The sequence below is a fragment of the Blattabacterium cuenoti genome (genome assembly GCF_014252055.1).
Classification (GTDB): domain Bacteria; phylum Bacteroidota; class Bacteroidia; order Flavobacteriales; family Blattabacteriaceae; genus Blattabacterium; species Blattabacterium cuenoti_D.
The window spans coordinates 118,273-137,686 of sequence record NZ_CP059208.1; the positions used below are offsets into that span (position 1 = coordinate 118,273).

Genomic DNA, 19,414 nt, shown 5'->3' on the forward strand with positions numbered 1-19,414 from the left:
TTCATTTAATTTCTTTATGAATAGTATACTTTTTTAGAATGGAATTGTATTTCCTTAATTCTATTCTATTTGGGGTATTTTTCTTATTCTTTGTTGTTATATATCTAGAACAACCAGATATTCCACTTTTTCTATGCTCAGAACATTCCAAAATAACTTGGATTCTATTTCCTTTTTTTGCCATATTATACTAATTTTTTTTTATTTTTTATTTTTTTTATATTGAAATTTTTTCAATGCCTTTTCAATTCCTATTTTATTAATAATTCTAATTGCATAAGTGCAAATCTTTAAAGTAATCCATTTATTTTCTTTTGTTAAAAAAAAACGTTTTTTACATAAATTAATATTAAAACGTCGTTTTGTCTTATTGTTAGCATGAGAGACTTTATTACCAAACATTACTCTCTTTCCTGTCAATTCACAAACTTTTGACATAATATTTTTTTTTACTAAATTGCTATACAACTTTACTTTTTCTCAAGATTAACTCACAATTAATATACAATAATTTCTTAATATTTCAATGTCAGGACATAGTAAATGGTCAAATATACAACATAGAAAATCTAATAAAGATTTTAAAAAATCTAAAATATTTTCTAAAATAATTAAAGAAATATCGATAGCTGTTAGAGAATCAGGAAAAAATTCTTTTCGCCTAAAAAATGCTATTGCTAATGCAAAATCATTTAACGTTCCTAAGAATTCTATAGAAAAAGCTATAGAAAAAAATCTGAAAATTAAGAAAAACAATTACAAAAATATAATTATAGAAGGACGTATTCATGGAATTAGTATGATTATAGAATGTACAACTGATAATAATATTAGGACAATGTCTAATGTAAGATCAATAATTCATAAAAATGGAGGAAGATTATGCAAAAACGGAGAATTAAATCATTTATATCGAAAAATAGGAATTTTTCATGTAAAAGAAAAAAATATTAACTCTAGCATAGAAGATTTTGAACTTATGGTTATAGATTTTGGAGCAAAAGATTTTATAAAAAACAATAATATAATATCTATATATACAGATTTTTCATATTTTGGGGCTATGAAAAAAAATTTGGAAAAATTAGAAATATTTTATCATTCAGAAATTAATTATATTCCAAAAATAAATAAAAATATATCAAACGATAAAAATAAAAAAGTACTAGATTTAATAGAAAAATTAAAAAATAACGAAGATGTTGATAACGTTTATTCTGATTTTGATATAAAAATAAAGTAAGTATAATGACCTATCGCATTTTAAAAAAAAATAAATAATGAGGAAAGTCCGGACACCATAGAGCAACACAATGGTTAACAACCATCCATCGAGAGATGAGGAATAGTGCAACAGAAAGAATGTACAGGATAAGGCTGTAGTGAAATCATGTAAACTCTGTGTGGTGAAATGCCATGTATACCGGAAAACTTGCTCGGTTGATACCGGGGGGTAGGCAGATAGAGGTCTAGGGTAATCTAGATCCTAGATAAATGATAGGAAAAAACAGAATCCGGCTTATAGTTTTACTTATTTTTATTTGGAGAGATGGCCGAGAGGTTTAAGGCGCACGTCTGGAAAGCGTGTACACAAAAGTGTCAAGGGTTCGAATCCCTTTCTCTCCGCATTCTAATAATTTTCTATATCTCTTAACTTTTTTTCAATAAAATTAGTTCTTACACCTAATAAAGTGTCTATATCCTTTGAAGCTCCTTGTAATTTTTCTTGAGCTTGATGAAGTAATATTCCAAATTTTTTAAATTCTTGTTTTACAGTTTCCAAAACTTTCCATACTTCAGAACTTCTTTTTTGAATAGCTAAAGTTCTAAAACCTATTTGTAAACTATTTAATATAGCAGCTAGAGTTGATGGTCCTGCTATAACGGTTTTATATTTTATTAATAACTCCTCTAATAAACTAGAATTTTTTACTGTTTCCGCGTATATCCCCTCAAATGGCAAAAAAAGAATAGCAAAATCTGTAGTATTAGGAGGATCTATATATTTATCTTTAATATCTCTAGACATTTTTTTAAGAACAGATTCCATGTTTTTTATCGATACTTTGATATTTTTTTTATCACCTTTACGATAAGCATTTTGTACTTTTTCATAAGTTTCTTTTGGGAACTTAACATCAATAGGAAGCCATACAACATTTCCTTCTCCAAGTCCAGGAAGTTTAATCGCAAATTCAACTATAAAATTTGTATTAGATTTAGTAATTACATTAGAAGCATACTGATCGGGAGATAAAATCTGTTGTAAAAGCATTGAAAGTTGCATTTCACTAAAACTACCACATATTTTAACATGATTTAATGTTCTTTTTAAATCACTAACATCCTTTGCTAGGATCTTCATTTCTCCAAGTCCTTCTTGTAAAAACAATAATTGATTTCCAATAATTTCAAATGATTTTCCTAAATGGAAACTTAGGGAATCCTGAAGTTTTTCATTAACATTTTTTTTTATGTCTTCTAGATTATTTTCTGTTAACTTAAATAATTTTTCTTGCTCCGCATAAATAAAATCTAATTTTTTAGATTGATGATCTATATGGAATAGAATTTTTTTATCAATATAATCTTGAAATTCTGTTAGAGTTTTAGTTAATCCATTTTTCAATTCTGTAAAATAATCACGTAATTGTTCTCTGCTATATTGAGATAATTCTTGTGTATCTTTCCTTTGATTTCTGAATTCTTCACGAAAAAACAACTCTGATTTTCTAAAAAAAAATAGAAGAATAATAAAGAAAAAAATAAAACAAAAAAATAATGAAAAATAAAACATCAAAATATCAAAAAATATGGAATAATTTTTTTTGTAAAATCTAAAATAGCGGGAATAGGACTCGAACCTATGACCTTCGGGTTATGAGCCCGACGAGCTACCAACTGCTCCACCCCGCGGAAATTACATCGAATATAGTATTTTTCATTTAAAAAATCAAATTATCTATTCATAGATATTAAAAATTCTTCATTATTCTTAGTTCTAGCTATTCTTGCCCTTAAAAATTCCATAGCTTCTACGGAATTCATATCAGAAAGATGTTTACGAAGAATCCACATCCTTTGTAAGGTATTTGTATCTAATAGTAAATCATCTTTTCTTGTACTAGAAGAAACAAGATCAATGGCTGGATAAATACGTTTATTAGCAATTTTTCTATCTAATTGAAGTTCCTTGTTTCCTGTTCCTTTAAATTCTTCAAAAATAACTTCATCCATTTTTGATCCTGTATCGATCATTGCTGTAGCAATAATTGATAAAGATCCTCCATTTTCTATATTTCTAGCAGCGCCAAAAAATCTTTTTGGTTTATGCAAAGCGTTTGCATCAACTCCTCCAGACAAAACCTTTCCAGATGCAGGAGCTACAGTATTATAAGCACGAGCTAAACGTGTGATAGAATCTAATAGGATAACTACATCATGAGAACATTCTACCATTCTTTTTGCTTTTTGTAAAACAATGTTAGCTACTTTTACATGTCTATCTGCTGGTTCGTCAAAAGTAGAAGCAATTACTTCTCCTTTTACATTTCTTTGCATATCTGTTACTTCTTCTGGCCGTTCATCTATAAGTAATATGATTAAATATACTTCCGGATGATTAGCAGCAATAGCATTTGCTATTTCTTTTAATAAAGTTGTTTTTCCTGTTTTTGGAGGAGCTACAATCATTCCTCTTTGTCCTTTTCCTATAGGAGTAAAAAGATCTACTATTCTTGTAGATAGTGTAGAATTTTTTTCTGCTAGTTTAAATTTTTCATTTGGAAATAATGGAGTCAAATGTTCAAATGAATCTCTTCCTCTAATAAATGAAGGATTCCTGCCATTAATTTCAATAATTTTTATTAATGGAAAATATTTTTCTCCATCTTTTGGAGGTCGGACTTCTCCTCTTATTGTATCTCCAGTTTTCATTCCAAAAAGTCTAATTTGAGATTGAGATACATAAATATCATCAGGAGATGATAGATAATTAAAATCAGATGATCGTAAGAAACCATAGTTTTCTAGCATTATTTCTAGAACACCTTCGCTAATTATAATACCATCAAACTCATATTCTGGAGATTTATATTTATTTGAAAAATTTTTTTGCAATAAAATATCTACATTATGACTTTGTTGTTGTGGAGATTGAAATGTTTGGTTATCGTATTTTTCATTTTTTTTCCAACTAGATAAATTTTGATGTTTTTTTTGAAATTTAACATCTTCTCTAATTTTTCCACCATTGTTTATGACTTTATTTCTTTCTGAAAATATAGAATCTGTTCCAGTCCCTTTTCTATTTTTATACTCCTTTTTAGGAATATTTTTATCTTTTTTTTGAGAAGAAATATTTTTATTATTATTATTAAAAATAGAAATTATTTTTTCTAATAGTTCATTTTTTCGTAATTGTGTACATTTCTTTAATCCTGAAGAACGGGCAATTTCTTGTAACTCGAAAAGTTTTTTACTTTTTAATTCAGTAATATCAAACATAAAGTAATAATTGGGTTAGATTTTTTATATATATCACATATTGATGGATTGTATAAAAAAAAATATGCTTTAGTAGTATAATGAGAACTAGGAAAAAGTTATAAACGATAAATACAATTATACAAAAAATAAATTTGAACTTAGTAAGATAAAGTAAAAATTTATAAAAAATATGTTATACCGCATGCAAACATTATATTCATTAATTTCTATTGCTATTTATTTTTTTTCATTGTATTTATATGATGAAATAAAGACAAAACATTGCATTTTATTAAATAAAATAATTTTATGCATTTTAGTTCTATGTTTAACCTTATCTATTTCTAGTTTATTTTTCTTTAAAAAAATGGAGATTCAATTATTTTTAAATAAAATTAATATAGCAATAAATATTATAAATTCTATTATAATACTATCTTTTTCATCATTTTATTATTATAAACTAAACGTATCCATTTTTTTTCAAAGAAAAATGTACATTTTTTTTATCATATTTCTTTCTATATCTATTTTAAAAAAAACTAACAAATTAATAAAAAAAGACATTAAACTAATTGAATCCATTAATAGGATACGATAAATATATTATTGTGGAATAAATAAGAAAAAATGAAAAAACCATTATTAATTCAAAAATTAGAAGAATATGAAAATGAATTTCAAAAAATATCAAAATCTATAAAGCCTCATAATAACATTTTTTATGATAAAGAAAAATCTAAAGAATTTTTTAAGAGATATCTAAAATTAGAAAGAATATCATTCTTACATCAGAAATATAAGAAAGAACTAAATTTTCTACAAGAAGTAAACTTCATCATAGAAAATGATAAAGATATAGGAATGAAAGAATTAGCATTTGTTGAAAGATCTAATATCTTAAAAAAAATTTCCAATGTAGAAAAGGACATTGAAAATGTTTTATTTTCATCATCTATAGAAGAAAATATTACGGAAGATAATAGAAATGCTATTATGGAATTACGATCTGGAACAGGAGGTGATGAAGCTTGTCTTTTCGTAGAAGATATATTAAGAATGTATACAATGTATTTTAAAAAATCTGGTTGGAAATATAAGATTATACATGCTCAAAAAGGTGGAATTAAAGGGTATAAAGAAATTATTTTGGACATTATTGGAAAAGAAGGAATAGGAGTTTATGGGGATTTAAAATTTGAATCTGGAGTACATAGAGTCCAAAGAATCCCAAAAACAGAATCTCAAGGTAGAGTACACACATCTGCTATTACAGTGGCCGTTTTACCTCAAGTAAAAGAAATAGAGGTAAAAATAAATTTATCTGATGTTAAAAAAGATACTTTTAGATCTAGTGGATCTGGAGGACAGCATGTAAATAAAACAGAATCTGCTGTAAGACTAACACACATTCCAAGCAAAATAACAGTAGAATGCCAAGAAGAACGTTCTCAACATAAAAATTTTGAAAAAGCAATGAATGTATTAAGATCACGCATTTATCATAAAAGAATGGAAAAACAATTAAAAGAAAGATCTATAGAAAGAAAATCATTAGTCTCCACAGGAGATCGTTCCGTAAAGATAAGAACTTATAATTATCCTCATAGTAGAGTAACAGATCATAGAATACATAAGTCTATCCATGATCTAACAAATTTTATGAATGGAGATATTCAAGAAATGATTGATTTATTAAAAAATTTCGATAATGATCAAAATAAATTTTAATTATTGTCAGATAAAAAAGATTCTAAATTAATTCTATCTAGAAAATTTGTATTGTAACTTCCTTTTAAAAAATCATCATTCTGCATAAGTTTTTTATGAAAAGGAATAGTTGTACCTATTCCTTCTATTACAAATTCATCTAAAGAACGTTTCATTTTTTCAATAGTTTCTTTTCTACTTTTTGCTGTAGTAATAACTTTAGCAATCATAGAATCATAATAATGAGAAACATAATACCCAGCATAAATATGAGTATCTATACGGACCCCTTTACCACCTGGTATATGCATATGCGTAATTTTTCCAGGAACTGGACGAAAGTTTTTATATGGTTCTTCAGCATTAATTCTACATTCTAGAGAACACATTTTTGGAAAAAAATTTTTGTTTTTTATAATTTTTTTTCCACAAGCTAAAAATATTTGTTCTTTAATCAAATCTAATCCTGTTACTTCTTCAGTAATAGCATGTTCTACTTGTATTCTAGGATTCATTTCCATGAAATAATAATTTTTTTTATCGTCCACTAAAAATTCTATGGTGCCTACCCCTTCATAACGGATAAATTCCGCAGCTTTTACTGCTTCTGCTCCCATTTTTTTTCTAAGAGATGTAGTTAAAAAGGGAGAAGGAGCTTCTTCCACTAATTTTTGGTTTCTTCTTTGAATAGAACAATCTCTCTCAGATAAATGACAAGCTCTTCCATATTGATCTCCTAAAATTTGAATTTCTATATGCCTAGGATTTAAAACAAGTTTTTCCATATACATATCATTTTTTCCAAAACAGGCTAAAGATTCTTTTTTAGCTTCTTCCCAAGACATTTTCAAACAATTTTTTTCCAATACAGATCTTATTCCTCTTCCTCCTCCTCCAAAAACTGCTTTTATTATGATAGGATACCCTATTTTATCTGCAATTTTCTCTATCTTTTTGTAAGAATAATCAATAAAACAACCTGATCCAGGTAAACATGAAATACCAGCTTTTCTCATGGTGTTTTTAGCAGAAATTTTATTTCCCATTTGGATCATATGACTTGGGGTCCCTCCTATAAACTTTATTCCATGTTTATTACACATAGATGAAAAATAAGCACTTTCAGATAAAAACCCATATCCTGGATGGATAGCGTCTGCATTTGTTAATTCAGCCGCAGATATTAAATTTGGAACGTTTAAATAAGATTTATATGGAGAAGGAGGACCTATACATACTGCTTCATCTGCAAAATAAACATGTAAACTATGTTTATCTACAGTAGAATAAACGGAGACTGTTTTTATCCCCATTTCTTTTGCAGTACGTATGATCCTTAAGGCAATTTCTCCACGATTAGCTATTAATATTTTTTTAAACATAGAAATTAAGAATTAGGATCCAAAATAAATAAAGGTTGATCATAATCAACTGGAGTAGAGTCTTCCACTAAAATTTTAATAAGTTTTCCATTAAATTCAGATTCTATGTCATTAAACAATTTCATAGCTTCTATTACACATACTTTTGTACCTATTTTTATCTTATCTCCTATTTTAACAAATGGTTCTTTATCTGGATGAGGTCTTCGATAAAACGTTCCTATCATAGGAGATTTTATTGTTAAATATTGATTTTCATTTTCTTTTTCTGATTTCGAAAATCTATCTGAAAAATCAGAAACATAAGAAGATATTTTTGGATAAGATGTTTTCCACAATTTATTTTTGTTGCATTTACTATTTTTAATATGAATTTTAGTTCTACCTATCTTGATTTTTATTTCACTAATATCAGATTTTGAAATAAATTGAATCAACGATTTAATTTTTTCTAAATATTTTAAATTCATATACAACAAATATTATTTGATATGTGTTGTCTTTTATATTTTTTACTGTATATCTTCTTCTTTATTTTTATTATATAAAATTTTTCCTTTGTAATATAATTTATTATCCTTCCAATAAGCATGATGATACAAATGTTTTTGATTTGTTAAAGGACATTTCACTAATAAAGGTTCTTCAACCTTTAAATGATTTCTTCTTTTATTTTTTCTAGATTTAGATTGTCTTCTTTTAGGATGTGCCATAAAATAATACCATTGAATTTAATCACTAATTTAGAAATAAATTCAAATGTGTTAATAAAAATTATTGTTATATATTGTAACTAATGTTAATACTCATTTTTTTATGATTTTATGAATCGACTAACTAAACGAAGAGAAAACTATTCTAAATGGTATAATGAAATAATTAATAAATCTAAATTAGCTGAATTTTCTGGAATTCGAGGATTTATGATTATGAAGCCATATGGATATTCTATATGGGAAATAATAAAGAAAAAATTAGATAAAATACTTAAAGAAACTGGACATGAAAATGTATATTTTCCTTCGTTAATTCCTAAATCTTCTTTTTCAAAGGAAAAAGAACATACTGAAATTTTTTCTGAAGGATGTGCTGTTGTTACGCATTCTAAATTAATGAAAAATAAAGAAGAATTAATAATTGATCCTGAATCCAAATTACAAGAAGAATTAGTAGTTAGACCCACATCTGAAAGCATTATATGGAGAACATATAAAAATTGGATTCAATCTTACAGAGATTTACCAATTCTTTTGAATCAATGGGGAAATGCTATTAGATGGGAAATGCGTCCTCGTCTTTTTCTTAGAACTAATGAATTTTTGTGGCAAGAAGGGCATACTGCACATTCAACAAAAGCTGAAGCGATAGAAGAAACCAAAAAAATATTAAATATATATACAGATTTTTCAGAAAAATTCATGGCTATTCCAGTATTACAAGGAATAAAACCTTATATGGATAAATTTCATGGATCTGATACAACATATTGTATAGAAGCAATAATGCAAGATGGAAAAGCTTTACAGATAGGGACTTCTCACTTTTTAGGACAAAATTTTTCAAAAGCTTTTGATGTAAAATTTACTAACTCTTGTGGAAAAAAAGAATATGTTTGGTCCACTTCTTGGGGAATTTCTACTAGATTTATAGGTGCTATAATAATGTCACATTCTGATGATAATGGATTAATACTCCCTCCAAAAATAGCTCCCATACAAATCATTATTGTTCCTATATATCATAATGATGAAGAATATTCTAAAATAGATGAATTTTCAATAAAAATTTTAAATATTTTAAGAAAAGAAAAAATACGTGTAAAATATGATGATAGAAAAGTATTTACTCCGGGATGGAAATTCTATGAATATGAAATGAAAGGAATCCCTATCCGAATCAGTATAGGAAAAAATGAAATAAAAAATGAAAAATTAGAAATTTTTAGAAGAGATACATATCAAAAAATATCTATTTCTTTGAAAGATTTAAAAAAAAATATTCCTCAATTACTTAATGATATACAAAAAAATATTTACCAAAAAGCTTTGGATAGAACAAAAAAAATGACTATAAAATCAGATTATTATAATGATTTTAAAGAAAAAATATGTAATGTTGGTGGTTTTATTCTAGCTCATTGGGATGGAAATAAAAATACAGCAAAAAAAATTCAAGAAGATACAGAAGCTACGATACGATTTATTCCTATTTCTTTTAAAAAAGAGGAAGGAAAATGTATTTATTCCGGAAATAATTCTTTCCAAAGGGTTGTATTTTCTAAATCATATTAGGTTTTTTTTTAAATTTCCTTTAAAATTATCTATGGATAGGTAGTTTTTTTTCTCTAAAATAGAAATAAATTCTTTTTCCAGTCTATCAAAAACAGTAAGACCTTCTTCAATAAATTGAGTTCCTATTTGAACAGCAGAAGCACCACATAAAACATGATCAAAAATATCTTTTCCATTAGTAATTCCTCCGCATCCTATAATAGAAATTTCTTTACGAAGATAAAGATAAAATAAACGAATATTTGCTAATGCAAATGGTTTGATTATTTTTCCTCCTATACCGCCAAATCCTTTTTTTGGAGATATAACTACTGATTCATTTGTAGAATTAATAAAAATCCCATTAGGGATACTATTAATACAAGTAACAAAATAAATAGGATATTTATTTAAAATAAAAGCAATATTTTTTATATCAATCTCATTAAAATAAGGAGGTAATTTTAATCCTAAAGGTTTTTCATATAATTTGAATACTTCTTTTAAAAATGACGATAATTTATAAGAATCATATCCTATATTTATCATATTATTCTTTTTATCTTTTACAAGAATATTTGGACACGATAAATTTAATTCTACAGCAGAAATTTTTGAGGAAAGATTTGCTTTCCTAAGAAGGAAAAAATTTTCTTCTTCAGATAAACCAGATATAGATAGAAAAATAGGTTTTTTAGTTTTCTTCTTTTCAAAGAAATCTAAATAAAAATCTATACCAAGATTAGGTAGTCCCATAGAATTTATACTTCCATATTTTTTACAATAAAAATATCTTGGGTTCATATTTCCTTTTCTAGGAAAAGAAGTACAACTTTTTGTAATAATTGCTCCTGAAGAACTTTTTAATAACTTATTCAGTTCTTGTTCTGTAGAACAAAGAGCGCCTGATGCATTCATTATACATGATGAAAGCTTTATTTTTTTTATACTGGTAGATATATCTATTTTTTTTGTATACATGAATAGGTAAATTATAATAATATTCAAACTTATAGAATTTTAAAATTTTTAACTTTACCAAAACAGTTTTTTTATGGAAAAAAAAGAACATTTCTTCTTAAAAATTTATGATTTAGGAATCATAAAATTCGGTAATTTTACTTTGAAAAGTGGAATAAAATCTCCTATATATATAGATTTTCGTCCAATAGCTTCTAGACCAGATTTATTAATCAAATTATCTGATCTACTAATTAATGAAACTAATTTTACTGATTTTGAGCTAATTTGTGGAGTTCCATATGCGGCTCTACCTATAGCTACTGCTTTATCATTAAGAACTAATGTTCCTTTAATAATTAAAAGAAAAGAAAATAAAGGTTATGGAACAGAACGAATGATAGAAGGTATTTATAAAAAAGGACAAAATTGTTTTCTTATAGAAGATGTTATTACAAGTGGAGATAGCTTATTAAAAACTATAATAGACCTAGAAAAAGAAGGTTTAATTATAAAAGACATTATGTCAATTCTTGATAGAGAACAAGGAGGAATAGAAAACATAAAAAAAAGAGGATATAATATAAAAACCTTATTTCGAATAGGAGATATATTAAATATGTTAAACAAAATAAATTTATTAAAAAAAAAGGAATTACATATGATTCAACTTTTCTTCAAAAAAAAGATAAAAAATGTTCAAGAAAAACGTCTTTCTTATGAGGAAAAAAGAAAAAAACTAAATCATCCTATTGGAAAAAAACTTATAGATATTTCATTGGAGAAGAAAACAAATTTAATATTTTCAGCAGATATAATGTACTCTAATAAAATACTTGAATTAGTAAATTCAATTGGAGATATAATTTGTGGATTAAAAATCCACGCAGATATTATAAATGATTTTTCTTCATCATTTATTACTTCTCTAAAAAAAATATCATTAGAAAAAAAATTTTTATTATTTGAAGATAGAAAATTAAGTGATGTAGGTTATACCAATTATCTTCAACTTCATTATGGTATTCATAAAATTTCTTCTTGGGCTGATATTATTACAGTTCATTTACTTTCTGGAAAAAATAGTATACAAAAATTAAATATTCCATGTAATATGGCTTTAATTACTATATCTGAAATGTCTTCTCATGATAGATTATCTGATGATAATTACATAAGAAATGTATTAAATATTTCTATAAAAAATCCAAAAGTAATTGGAACTGTTGCACAACGAAAAGTAGATGATCGATTATTGTTATTTAGTCCTGGGATCCATTTTTCAAATAATAAAAATAATAAAAAAAAAGATTACATTCATCCTAGAAAAGCATTTGAAAAAAATAAAACTGATTTTATTATTGTTGGAAAAGCTATCTATCAATCAAAAAATCCAGTATTAGAAGCAGAAAAATATAGAAAAGAAGCATGGAATGCTTATGAAACAAAACTTTAAAATGAAAATACTTAATTTATGTTAAGTTTTTTTTTAATAAATTAATGATACTGATTATAATTTTCTTTAATTTGTATAAAGAATATAAAATAATACTTTACTAGCAGTAACAATTTTTTATTTAATAAAAAAATAATTTTCAAATAAATTTTTAATTTTTAATATGGAATGGATTAATTCATTAATTAGTTGTTTTATGATACTTTTTAGTATTATAGATATATTGGGAAATGCTCCTATAATTATGGGATTTAAATCCAAAGGAAATATTATAGAGACTAAAAAAGTTGTAGTAACTTCTCTTATTATATTTTTATCTTTTCTATTTTTAGGACAACCTATGTTAAAAATTATAGGAGTAGATGTTCACTCTTTTTCTGTAGCTGGATCTATTGTATTATTTTTAATTGGTTTAGAAATGATATTAGGAATTGATTTACACCAAGTAAAAGAAAATGCACAGACTTCTATTGTACCAATAGCTTTTCCACTTATAGCTGGTCCTGGATCATTAACTACTTTAATTTCATTGAGAACAACTTATGACGTCAATATCATACTTTTATCTCTAATACTCAATATGATTGTAGTTTATTTTGTTATAGATAGATGTGATTTTATAGCTGAAAAAATAGGAAATAATGGATTAGATATCCTAAAAAAAATATTTGGAATTGTTTTATTAGCTTTTGCAGTTAAAATTTTTGGAGCTAATGCTGGCCAATTATTTCAACAGTGATTTTACGAAAGATTTCCTTTGTAGATTGATCTATTTCTTTAAAAGATGGTAAGTGATGAGCTTTATAAATAAGAATAATGTAAATTTTTTTGTTTATAATAAATTTATTCTTTGAAAAAGAAGATCGTAATAATCTTTTGATTCTATTTCTGGAGACAGCTTTCTTAAAATTTTTTTTTTACTAAAGTTCCGATTAAAACTGGATATTTTTTATTATTTTCCTCTTTTATAAGGTTTTTTGGTGAAAAAATCACAGATAAAATAGGAAAAATAAAAATATATTTTCCATTTTTAATTATCTCTTCAAAAATTTTCTTTTTTTTTAATTTTATTTTCATAATTAAGATTGATATGTTTAATTATTTATAATTAGCAATAAATTCCTCAAATTTTGAAACCATTTCTACAGACCCGCAAACAAATGGAGTTCTCTGATGTAATTTAATAGGTTTTATATCTAAAATTCTATTTTCTCCATCAGATGCTTTTCCACCTGCTTGTTCTGTCAAAAAAGCTATAGGATTACATTCATAAAGTAATCTCAATTTTCCATTTGGAGATGAATCAGTTTTAGGATAAATATATATTCCGCCTTTTATCATATTTCTATGAAAGTCCCCTACTAAAGATCCTATATATCGCGCTGTATAAGGGCGATTTTCTTTTTTTTCTTGACAATACCTTATAAATTTTTTAATCTCACTAGAAAAATTAGCATAATTACCATGATTAATAGAATATATACTTCCTACTTTAGGAAAGTGTAGATTTGGATGAGATAAATAAAATGTTCCTACTGAAGGATCTAAAGTAAATCCATGAACCCCCTTCCCTATAGTAAATACTAATATAGTAGAAGATCCATAAATAATATATCCAGCCAAAATTTGTTTTTTCCCTTTCTGTAAAAAATCACTTATCGTTAAATCCATTTTAACAGAAGATTTTCTTAAATAAACAGAAAATATAGTACCTATAGAAACATTCACATCTATATTAGAAGATCCATCTAGTGGATCTATTAATACAATATATTGATTTTGATAAAAATTTTCTTTTTTTTCTTTTATTACTATGAAATCCTCACTTTCTTCAGAAGCAATTCCACAAACAACATTTCTACTTTTAAAAGATTCAATAAATGCTTTATGAGCAAAATTATCTAATTTTTGTTGATTCTCTCCTTGGATATTAGTTATTCCAGAACTTCCTATTAATTCTTCTGTTAATCCAACTTTATTAACTTCCTTATGTATTGCTTTAGAAGCTAATTTTATGGAACTAAATAAACGTAATAAAGACTCTATAGAATATAAAAAATTATCTCTATTTTTTATAATAAATTCTCCTAATGTATACATAATTATAAATATCAATCTTTTTAAGATAACTTTTTCAAGTGTATCTATTATTAGTATAGATAGTAGAATAAAATAAATAAACTTTATAATTTTATTATTTTAATTTTATTTTCAATGAGAATAATACAAATATCATTAATATTGTTATGGCGTATGTGGTTCTTTCTTATTAATTTATTTTTAGTACCATTATTTGCTGCAGTGTCCATTCCATTTTTATTTAAAGATAAATATTATCCAATTGCATATTGGTTTCATCAAATATGGGCAAGATGCAATCTTTTCCTTATGGGATTTTGGTACGAACTGGAAAAAGATGAAAAAGAGATCTTAGATAAAAAGAAACAATACATAATTATCAGCAATCACAGTTCTATCATGGATATCATGTTGATTTACTCTCTTATGAGAAACCATCCTATGGTATTTGTAGGAAAAGCAGAATTAGCTAAACTTCCTTTTTTTGGATTTGTTTATAAAAAGAGTAATATTTTGATAGATAGAAAAAGTTTATCTAGCTGTATTAAAGTCTTTAAAAAGATTCAAAAAAAAGTAGATTCTGGAAAAAGTGTTTGTCTTTTTCCAGAAGGAGGGGTACCTAATCCTTCAATCTTTTTAGATCGTTTTAAAAGCGGAGCATTCTTTATAGCTATTATAAATAAAATTCCTATTATTCCATTTACTATAGCAGATATAAAAACTAAATTTCCTAGTAATTCTATTATAAAAGGATTTCCTGGAAAAATAAGAATTAAACAACATCATTCCATATCAACACTAAATTTATCATTAAAAGATAAAGATTCTTTAAAAGAAAAATGTTTTAATATAATAAAATATCAATTGAAAAAATTTGAAAAGGAAAATATAAATAAATAATCCGTGAATAATAATAGAAAAATTTATATTTATACCGATGGTTCCTCTAGAGGAAATCCAGGACCAGGAGGATATGGAGTCTTTATAGAAGAAATGATTACTGGATTTTCTTATACGAAAAAGATAACCTCTATATCTGAAGGATATCGTTATACTACTAATAATCGAATGGAATTGCTAGCTATAATAGTTGGATTGGAAAAAATAGAAAAGAAAAAACAAAATGTTGTTGTCTTTACCGATTCTAAGTATATAGTAAATACTATTCAAAATAAATGGATTCACAGTTGGGAGAAAAATAACTTTTACAAAAAAAAAAATGTAGATTTGTGGAAAAGATTTTTGTTTTCATTTTACCAGCATTATATCATTTTTCAATGGATTAAAGGCCATAGCAATCATTATATTAATGATTATTGTGATAGATTATCTACAGAAGCATCTAAAAGAAAAAATCTAAAAATAGATTATGTTTATGAAAAACAAAATAAATGAAATTAATTAGTTATAATATTTTTGTCTAATGATTTCATAAGTTATTATAGATACTGCGTGACTAACATTTAGTGAATTTATATTCCCAAACATAGGAATTTTTATTATCTTGTTAGCTTTTTCTAGCCAAATATCAGAAACTCCTTTATCTTCAGATCCAAAAATAATAGCTATACGAGGATAAGATAATTTTGTACTATATATATTAGAACTATTATTAAACCCAGTCGTAAATATTTTTACATCATTTTTTTTCAACCAATGTAAAATAACTTCTATTTTTTCTTCTATAAAGATAGGAGTTATAAAAACACACCCTAAACTAGATCTAATTACATTGGAATTAAAAATATAAGTTTTCATATTACATATGATAATTATATTAATTCCAACTGCATTAGCTATTCTTAATATAGATCCTAAATTTCCAGGTTTTTCTATACCATCCAAAATAAGGATCAACGTATTATTATTAGAAATTTTAATTTTCTTTAATACGTTTTCTTTTTTTTCTTTAAATAAAGCAATAATCCCACCAGAATTTTCTCTATAAGATATTTTTTTAAATATATTTACGTTAATATAGAAAATTATTGATTTAAATGATTCAATCAAATTATATTCGTGAAATATTTTGTTGCATATAAAAATCTCTATTGGATAAAATAGACCTTTTATTGCCATTTCAAATTCTTTTATTCCTTCTACAAGGAAGACTTTATTTTTATTTTTTCCTTTATAATTTTTAATTAAATTTTTAATTTTCGTATTTTTCAAACTGTATATTTTTTTCATTATCTTATTTTATGATTAAAAAAAATGATGATATTGTCTATATGAATAAAGCAATTTTTGTTTCAAAATTTTCTTTTTGTAAAAAAAAAAAAGTAGGAGCTGTTATAGTAAAAGATAATAAAATTATATCTGATGGATATAATAATACACCAATTGGTTTTGATAATCTTTGTGAAGATATAAATGGAAAAACTAAATGGTATGTATTACATGCCGAAGCTAATGCTATATTAAAAATATCGTCTTCATCTTTATCTTGCAATGGAGCTTCTATATATATCACTCATTTTCCATGTAAAGAATGTAGTAAATTAATTTATTTATCTAGTTTAAAAAGAGTTATATATTTGCATAAAAATGATAAAAAAGATCATGAAAGTTTTTTTTTTCTTAAAAAATTGGAAATAGAAGTTGAAAAATTGAATTAATTTTTCAAACATTTATAAAATAAAACCCAGGTGGCGAAATTGGTAGACGCGTTGGACTCAAAATCCAATGATTTTTATCATGCGGGTTCAAATCCCGCCCTGGGTATTTTATTTTTAAAATAAAAAATATCTTTGGGATAATGGTAAAATATCAGAAGGTTTAGAAATTATTTTCTCTCCATTTATATAAACATTATAAGTTTTTGGATCGATTTCTACATTTGGGGTTTTTTCATTTAGAATCATTTTTTCCTTTGAAATAGATCTACATCCTCTTACTACTTTGATTTGTTTTTTTATTTCATTTTTTTCAAAAAAACAATTGTTAATAGCATTTATAGGAATAAAAACACTACTTATTTTTGGTTCAAAAAAACCAAACATTTTTCGATACATAAATGGTTGTGGAGTAGGAATAGTGGCATTTGGATCTCCAACACTAGCGTATGCAATCATTCCTCCTTTTATTACCAATTCTGGTTTAGCTCCAAAAAAAGAAGGTTTCCAAATAACTAAATCTGCCATTTTTCCAACATGAATTGATCCAACGTATTCTGAAATACCATGTGTAATAGCAGGATTTATTGTATATTTCGAAATATATCTCTTTACTCTAAAATTATCATTTTTAGAATTATCCTCTTTAATGGGGCCTCTTTGCTTTTTCATTTTATCAGCTGTTTGCCATGTTCTTTTAACAATTTCCCCTATTCTACCCATAGCCTGAGAATCGGAACTAGTCATGCTTATTGCTCCTATATCATGTAATACTCCTTCCGCACTAATAGTTTCGGATCTTATACGAGATTTAGCAAAAGCAATATCTTCTGGAAGATTAGAATCTAAATGATGACAGATCATCAACATATCCAAATGTTCATCTATTGTGTTACAAGTATAAGGCATAGTAGGACTTGTAGATGAAGGTAATACATTAGAAAATGATATCACTTTTAATAAGTCAGGAGTATGTCCTCCTCCAGCTCCTTCTGTATGATAGGTATGAATAGTTCTACCTTTAAAAGTTTTTAAGGTATCTTCTATGTAACCAGATTCATTTAATGAATCTGTATGTATATTTACTTGAATATCCAACTCCTCCGCAACATTTAAACATTGATCTATAACATGAGGGGTACTTCCCCAATCTTCATGAATTTTTAATCCACCTGCTCCAGCTTCTATTTGTTCAATTAAAGCTTTTGAACTAGAACTATTTCCGCTTGCAAGAAAAATGAAATTTATAGGAATATGATCGGTGCTTTTTAACATTCTTTGAATATTCCAAACACCTGAAGTACAATTAGTTGCTATGCTCCCCGTAGCAGGCCCTGACCCTCCTCCTATGATAGTAGTTGTCCCATTTTCCAATGCTACTTCAAATAATTGTGGACATATATAATGTACGTGACTATCAACGCTACCTGCTGTAACTATCATGTTTTCACAAGAAATAACTTCTGTTCCTGCCCCAATATACATGTTGGGGTGTACACTATCCATAAAATATGGATTTCCTGATTTTCCTATTCCTACTATAATTCCATTCTTTATTCCAATATCTGCTTTTACAATACCCCAGTGATCGATAATAATAGCATTAGTCAATACTAAATCTAAAACTCTTTTTTTTGTTGCTAATGGATGTTGACCCATTCCATCTCTAATAACTTTTCCACCTCCAAAAACACATTCATCTCCATAAATAGTATAATCTTTTTCTATTTCAATCCATAGAGATGTATCACCTAAACGAATTTTATCTCCTTTGGTTGGACCATACATGCTAGCATAAGATTCTCTATCTATTTTTTTCATATTTTCGTATTTTCTTTTCCTGAAAAACCATAAATTTTTTTATTTCCTCCTATTTCCACTAAAATTACTTCTTTTGTTTCTCCTGGTTCAAATCTAATGGACCTTCCAGAAGGTAAATCTAACTTATAACCCCTAGTTCCTTCTCTATCAAAAATAAGAGCTGGGTTTGTTTCGTAAAAATGAAAATGAGAACCTATTTGTATAGGACGATTTCCAGAATTAGAAACTACTCTTTTTATACGAGATCTTCCAGATAGTAAAACAATTTCTTCTTTAAGAAGATCATATTGTCCTGGAATAACATTGGAAGTTCCTTTTTTTTTAATAGGATTGTGTATTGTTACTAACTTTGTACCATCAGGAAAAGTAGCTTCTACTTGAACATTATTAAGCATTTCATGAACTCCATCCATAACTTGCTCATTTTTAAGGATATTTGCAGCTTCTTTCATAAGATTTTTTACTGTTTTTCCTTCACGAGCTCCTTCCATTACATAATTGGTGATCAATGCCAAAGACTCAGGATAATTTAGTTTTAATCCTCTTTTTAAACGTTTTTTTGCCAATTCTCCAGCCATATGCAGAAGAATTTTTTCCTTTTCATAAGAAGTTAAATGCATACTCTATTTTAAT

At 25.9% G+C, this 19,414-nt stretch carries 23 protein-coding genes, 3 tRNA genes and 1 other RNA gene; 12 read left to right on the forward strand and 15 right to left on the reverse strand.

Features of this window, described 5'->3' with window-relative positions; genetic code table 11:
- Window position 1 precedes the first annotated feature (1 nt).
- Both rpmG and rpmB read right to left on the reverse strand, forming a co-directional pair.
- Window positions 2-184, reverse strand: coding sequence for a 50S ribosomal protein L33 (gene rpmG / locus H0H48_RS00550; protein ID WP_185871182.1), 183 nt, complete (start codon window positions 182-184; stop codon window positions 2-4).
- 17 nt (window positions 185-201) lie between these two features.
- The gene (rpmB, locus tag H0H48_RS00555; protein WP_185871183.1) at window positions 202-438 is read right to left on the reverse strand and encodes a 50S ribosomal protein L28; all 237 of its coding nucleotides are present in this window, start codon (window positions 436-438) and stop codon (window positions 202-204) included.
- Between the two features lie 88 nt (window positions 439-526).
- Here rpmB and H0H48_RS00560 point away from each other — a divergent pair, with 88 nt between their 5' ends.
- From H0H48_RS00560 to H0H48_RS00570, 3 genes are all read left to right on the forward strand, one after another.
- Window positions 527-1,243 (forward strand): YebC/PmpR family DNA-binding transcriptional regulator, encoded by a 717-nt coding sequence (locus tag H0H48_RS00560; protein WP_185871184.1) that lies wholly within the window; start codon window positions 527-529, stop codon window positions 1,241-1,243.
- Window positions 1,241-1,538: RNase P RNA component class A (gene rnpB / locus H0H48_RS00565), an RNA gene on the forward strand. Before H0H48_RS00560 ends, rnpB begins: the two co-directional genes overlap by 3 nt.
- A 5-nt stretch (window positions 1,539-1,543) precedes the next feature.
- A tRNA-Ser gene (locus H0H48_RS00570) sits at window positions 1,544-1,626 on the forward strand.
- Window positions 1,627-1,630: 4 nt separating this feature from the next.
- Here the strand turns inward: H0H48_RS00570 and H0H48_RS00575 are convergent.
- The 3 genes from H0H48_RS00575 to rho form a co-directional block, all read right to left on the reverse strand.
- On the reverse strand, window positions 1,631-2,722 hold the full coding sequence (locus H0H48_RS00575) for a DNA recombination protein RmuC (RefSeq protein WP_238785335.1): 1,092 nt from the start codon (window positions 2,720-2,722) through the stop codon (window positions 1,631-1,633).
- Between the two features lie 121 nt (window positions 2,723-2,843).
- Window positions 2,844-2,916: transfer RNA gene (locus H0H48_RS00580), tRNA-Met, on the reverse strand.
- Between the two features lie 42 nt (window positions 2,917-2,958).
- Window positions 2,959-4,506 carry a transcription termination factor Rho gene (gene rho, locus H0H48_RS00585; protein WP_185871186.1) on the reverse strand — a complete coding sequence of 516 codons (1,548 nt, stop codon included), beginning with the start codon at window positions 4,504-4,506 and terminating at the stop codon, window positions 2,959-2,961.
- 184 nt (window positions 4,507-4,690) lie between these two features.
- On the opposite strand from rho, the gene H0H48_RS00590 reads away from it, so the two are divergent.
- Both H0H48_RS00590 and prfA read left to right on the forward strand, forming a co-directional pair.
- Window positions 4,691-5,089 carry a DUF4293 family protein gene (locus H0H48_RS00590; RefSeq protein ID WP_185871187.1) on the forward strand — a complete coding sequence of 133 codons (399 nt, stop codon included), beginning with the start codon at window positions 4,691-4,693 and terminating at the stop codon, window positions 5,087-5,089.
- Between the two features lie 29 nt (window positions 5,090-5,118).
- Window positions 5,119-6,219, forward strand: a complete 1,101-nt coding sequence (gene prfA / locus H0H48_RS00595) for a peptide chain release factor 1 (RefSeq protein WP_185871188.1) — start codon at window positions 5,119-5,121, stop codon at window positions 6,217-6,219.
- Here prfA and accC read toward each other — a convergent pair.
- Genes accC through rpmF form a run of 3 tightly spaced genes read right to left on the reverse strand, consistent with a single transcriptional unit; the run spans window position 6,216 to window position 8,293 of the window.
- A complete protein-coding gene (gene accC, locus H0H48_RS00600) occupies window positions 6,216-7,580 on the reverse strand; it encodes an acetyl-CoA carboxylase biotin carboxylase subunit (RefSeq protein WP_185871189.1) in 1,365 nt (454 codons plus the stop codon). The two genes, prfA and accC, sit on opposite strands and share 4 nt — an antisense overlap.
- 5 nt (window positions 7,581-7,585) lie before the next feature.
- Window positions 7,586-8,050 carry an acetyl-CoA carboxylase biotin carboxyl carrier protein gene (accB, locus tag H0H48_RS00605; protein WP_185871190.1) on the reverse strand — a complete coding sequence of 155 codons (465 nt, stop codon included), beginning with the start codon at window positions 8,048-8,050 and terminating at the stop codon, window positions 7,586-7,588.
- A gap of 42 nt (window positions 8,051-8,092) precedes the next feature.
- Entirely contained in the window at window positions 8,093-8,293 is a 201-nt protein-coding gene (gene rpmF, locus H0H48_RS00610; protein ID WP_185871191.1) for a 50S ribosomal protein L32, read from the reverse strand.
- 111 nt (window positions 8,294-8,404) lie between these two features.
- On the opposite strand from rpmF, the gene proS reads away from it, so the two are divergent.
- Window positions 8,405-9,871 (forward strand): proline--tRNA ligase, encoded by a 1,467-nt coding sequence (gene proS / locus H0H48_RS00615; protein WP_185871192.1) that lies wholly within the window; start codon window positions 8,405-8,407, stop codon window positions 9,869-9,871.
- On the opposite strand, the gene H0H48_RS00620 is transcribed toward proS, so the two are convergent.
- Window positions 9,863-10,831 (reverse strand): dihydroorotate oxidase, encoded by a 969-nt coding sequence (locus H0H48_RS00620; RefSeq protein WP_185871193.1) that lies wholly within the window; start codon window positions 10,829-10,831, stop codon window positions 9,863-9,865. The two genes, proS and H0H48_RS00620, sit on opposite strands and share 9 nt — an antisense overlap.
- Before the next feature lie 73 nt (window positions 10,832-10,904).
- Here H0H48_RS00620 and pyrF point away from each other — a divergent pair, with 73 nt between their 5' ends.
- Together pyrF and H0H48_RS00630 are read left to right on the forward strand one after the other, a co-directional pair.
- Window positions 10,905-12,266 (forward strand): orotidine-5'-phosphate decarboxylase, encoded by a 1,362-nt coding sequence (gene pyrF, locus H0H48_RS00625; protein WP_185871194.1) that lies wholly within the window; start codon window positions 10,905-10,907, stop codon window positions 12,264-12,266.
- Between the two features lie 163 nt (window positions 12,267-12,429).
- Complete coding sequence (locus tag H0H48_RS00630) at window positions 12,430-13,005, forward strand: MarC family protein (RefSeq protein WP_185871195.1); 576 nt, start codon at window positions 12,430-12,432, stop codon at window positions 13,003-13,005.
- Here H0H48_RS00630 and H0H48_RS00635 read toward each other — a convergent pair.
- Genes H0H48_RS00635 through fbp form a run of 3 tightly spaced genes read right to left on the reverse strand, consistent with a single transcriptional unit; the run spans window position 12,977 to window position 14,366 of the window.
- Window positions 12,977-13,147: a hypothetical protein gene (locus tag H0H48_RS00635; protein WP_185871354.1), complete on the reverse strand. Its 171-nt coding sequence runs from the start codon at window positions 13,145-13,147 to the stop codon at window positions 12,977-12,979. The genes H0H48_RS00630 and H0H48_RS00635 overlap by 29 nt on opposite strands.
- 22 nt (window positions 13,148-13,169) lie before the next feature.
- On the reverse strand, window positions 13,170-13,343 hold the full coding sequence (locus H0H48_RS00640; protein WP_185871196.1) for a hypothetical protein: 174 nt from the start codon (window positions 13,341-13,343) through the stop codon (window positions 13,170-13,172).
- A 21-nt stretch (window positions 13,344-13,364) separates the two neighbouring features.
- Window positions 13,365-14,366: a class 1 fructose-bisphosphatase gene (gene fbp / locus H0H48_RS00645; protein WP_185871197.1), complete on the reverse strand. Its 1,002-nt coding sequence runs from the start codon at window positions 14,364-14,366 to the stop codon at window positions 13,365-13,367.
- Between the two features lie 114 nt (window positions 14,367-14,480).
- On the opposite strand from fbp, the gene H0H48_RS00650 reads away from it, so the two are divergent.
- Entirely contained in the window at window positions 14,481-15,245 is a 765-nt protein-coding gene (locus tag H0H48_RS00650; protein WP_185871198.1) for a lysophospholipid acyltransferase family protein, read from the forward strand.
- Window positions 15,246-15,248: 3 nt separating this feature from the next.
- Window positions 15,249-15,740 carry a ribonuclease HI gene (locus tag H0H48_RS00655; RefSeq protein ID WP_185850493.1) on the forward strand — a complete coding sequence of 164 codons (492 nt, stop codon included), beginning with the start codon at window positions 15,249-15,251 and terminating at the stop codon, window positions 15,738-15,740.
- 6 nt (window positions 15,741-15,746) lie between these two features.
- On the opposite strand, the gene H0H48_RS00660 is transcribed toward H0H48_RS00655, so the two are convergent.
- Window positions 15,747-16,535, reverse strand: coding sequence for an RNA methyltransferase (locus H0H48_RS00660; RefSeq protein ID WP_185871199.1), 789 nt, complete (start codon window positions 16,533-16,535; stop codon window positions 15,747-15,749).
- 41 nt (window positions 16,536-16,576) lie between these two features.
- On the opposite strand from H0H48_RS00660, the gene H0H48_RS00665 reads away from it, so the two are divergent.
- Together H0H48_RS00665 and H0H48_RS00670 are read left to right on the forward strand one after the other, a co-directional pair.
- On the forward strand, window positions 16,577-16,963 hold the full coding sequence (locus tag H0H48_RS00665; RefSeq protein WP_238785336.1) for a deoxycytidylate deaminase: 387 nt from the start codon (window positions 16,577-16,579) through the stop codon (window positions 16,961-16,963).
- 24 nt (window positions 16,964-16,987) lie between these two features.
- Window positions 16,988-17,069, forward strand: a tRNA-Leu gene (locus H0H48_RS00670).
- An 8-nt stretch (window positions 17,070-17,077) separates the two neighbouring features.
- On the opposite strand, the gene ureC is transcribed toward H0H48_RS00670, so the two are convergent.
- Entirely contained in the window at window positions 17,078-18,781 is a 1,704-nt protein-coding gene (gene ureC / locus H0H48_RS00675; protein WP_185871201.1) for an urease subunit alpha, read from the reverse strand.
- Window positions 18,778-19,401, reverse strand: coding sequence for an urease subunit gamma (locus H0H48_RS00680; RefSeq protein WP_185850497.1), 624 nt, complete (start codon window positions 19,399-19,401; stop codon window positions 18,778-18,780). Before H0H48_RS00680 ends, ureC begins: the two co-directional genes overlap by 4 nt.
- Between the last annotated feature and the right edge of the window lie 13 nt (window positions 19,402-19,414).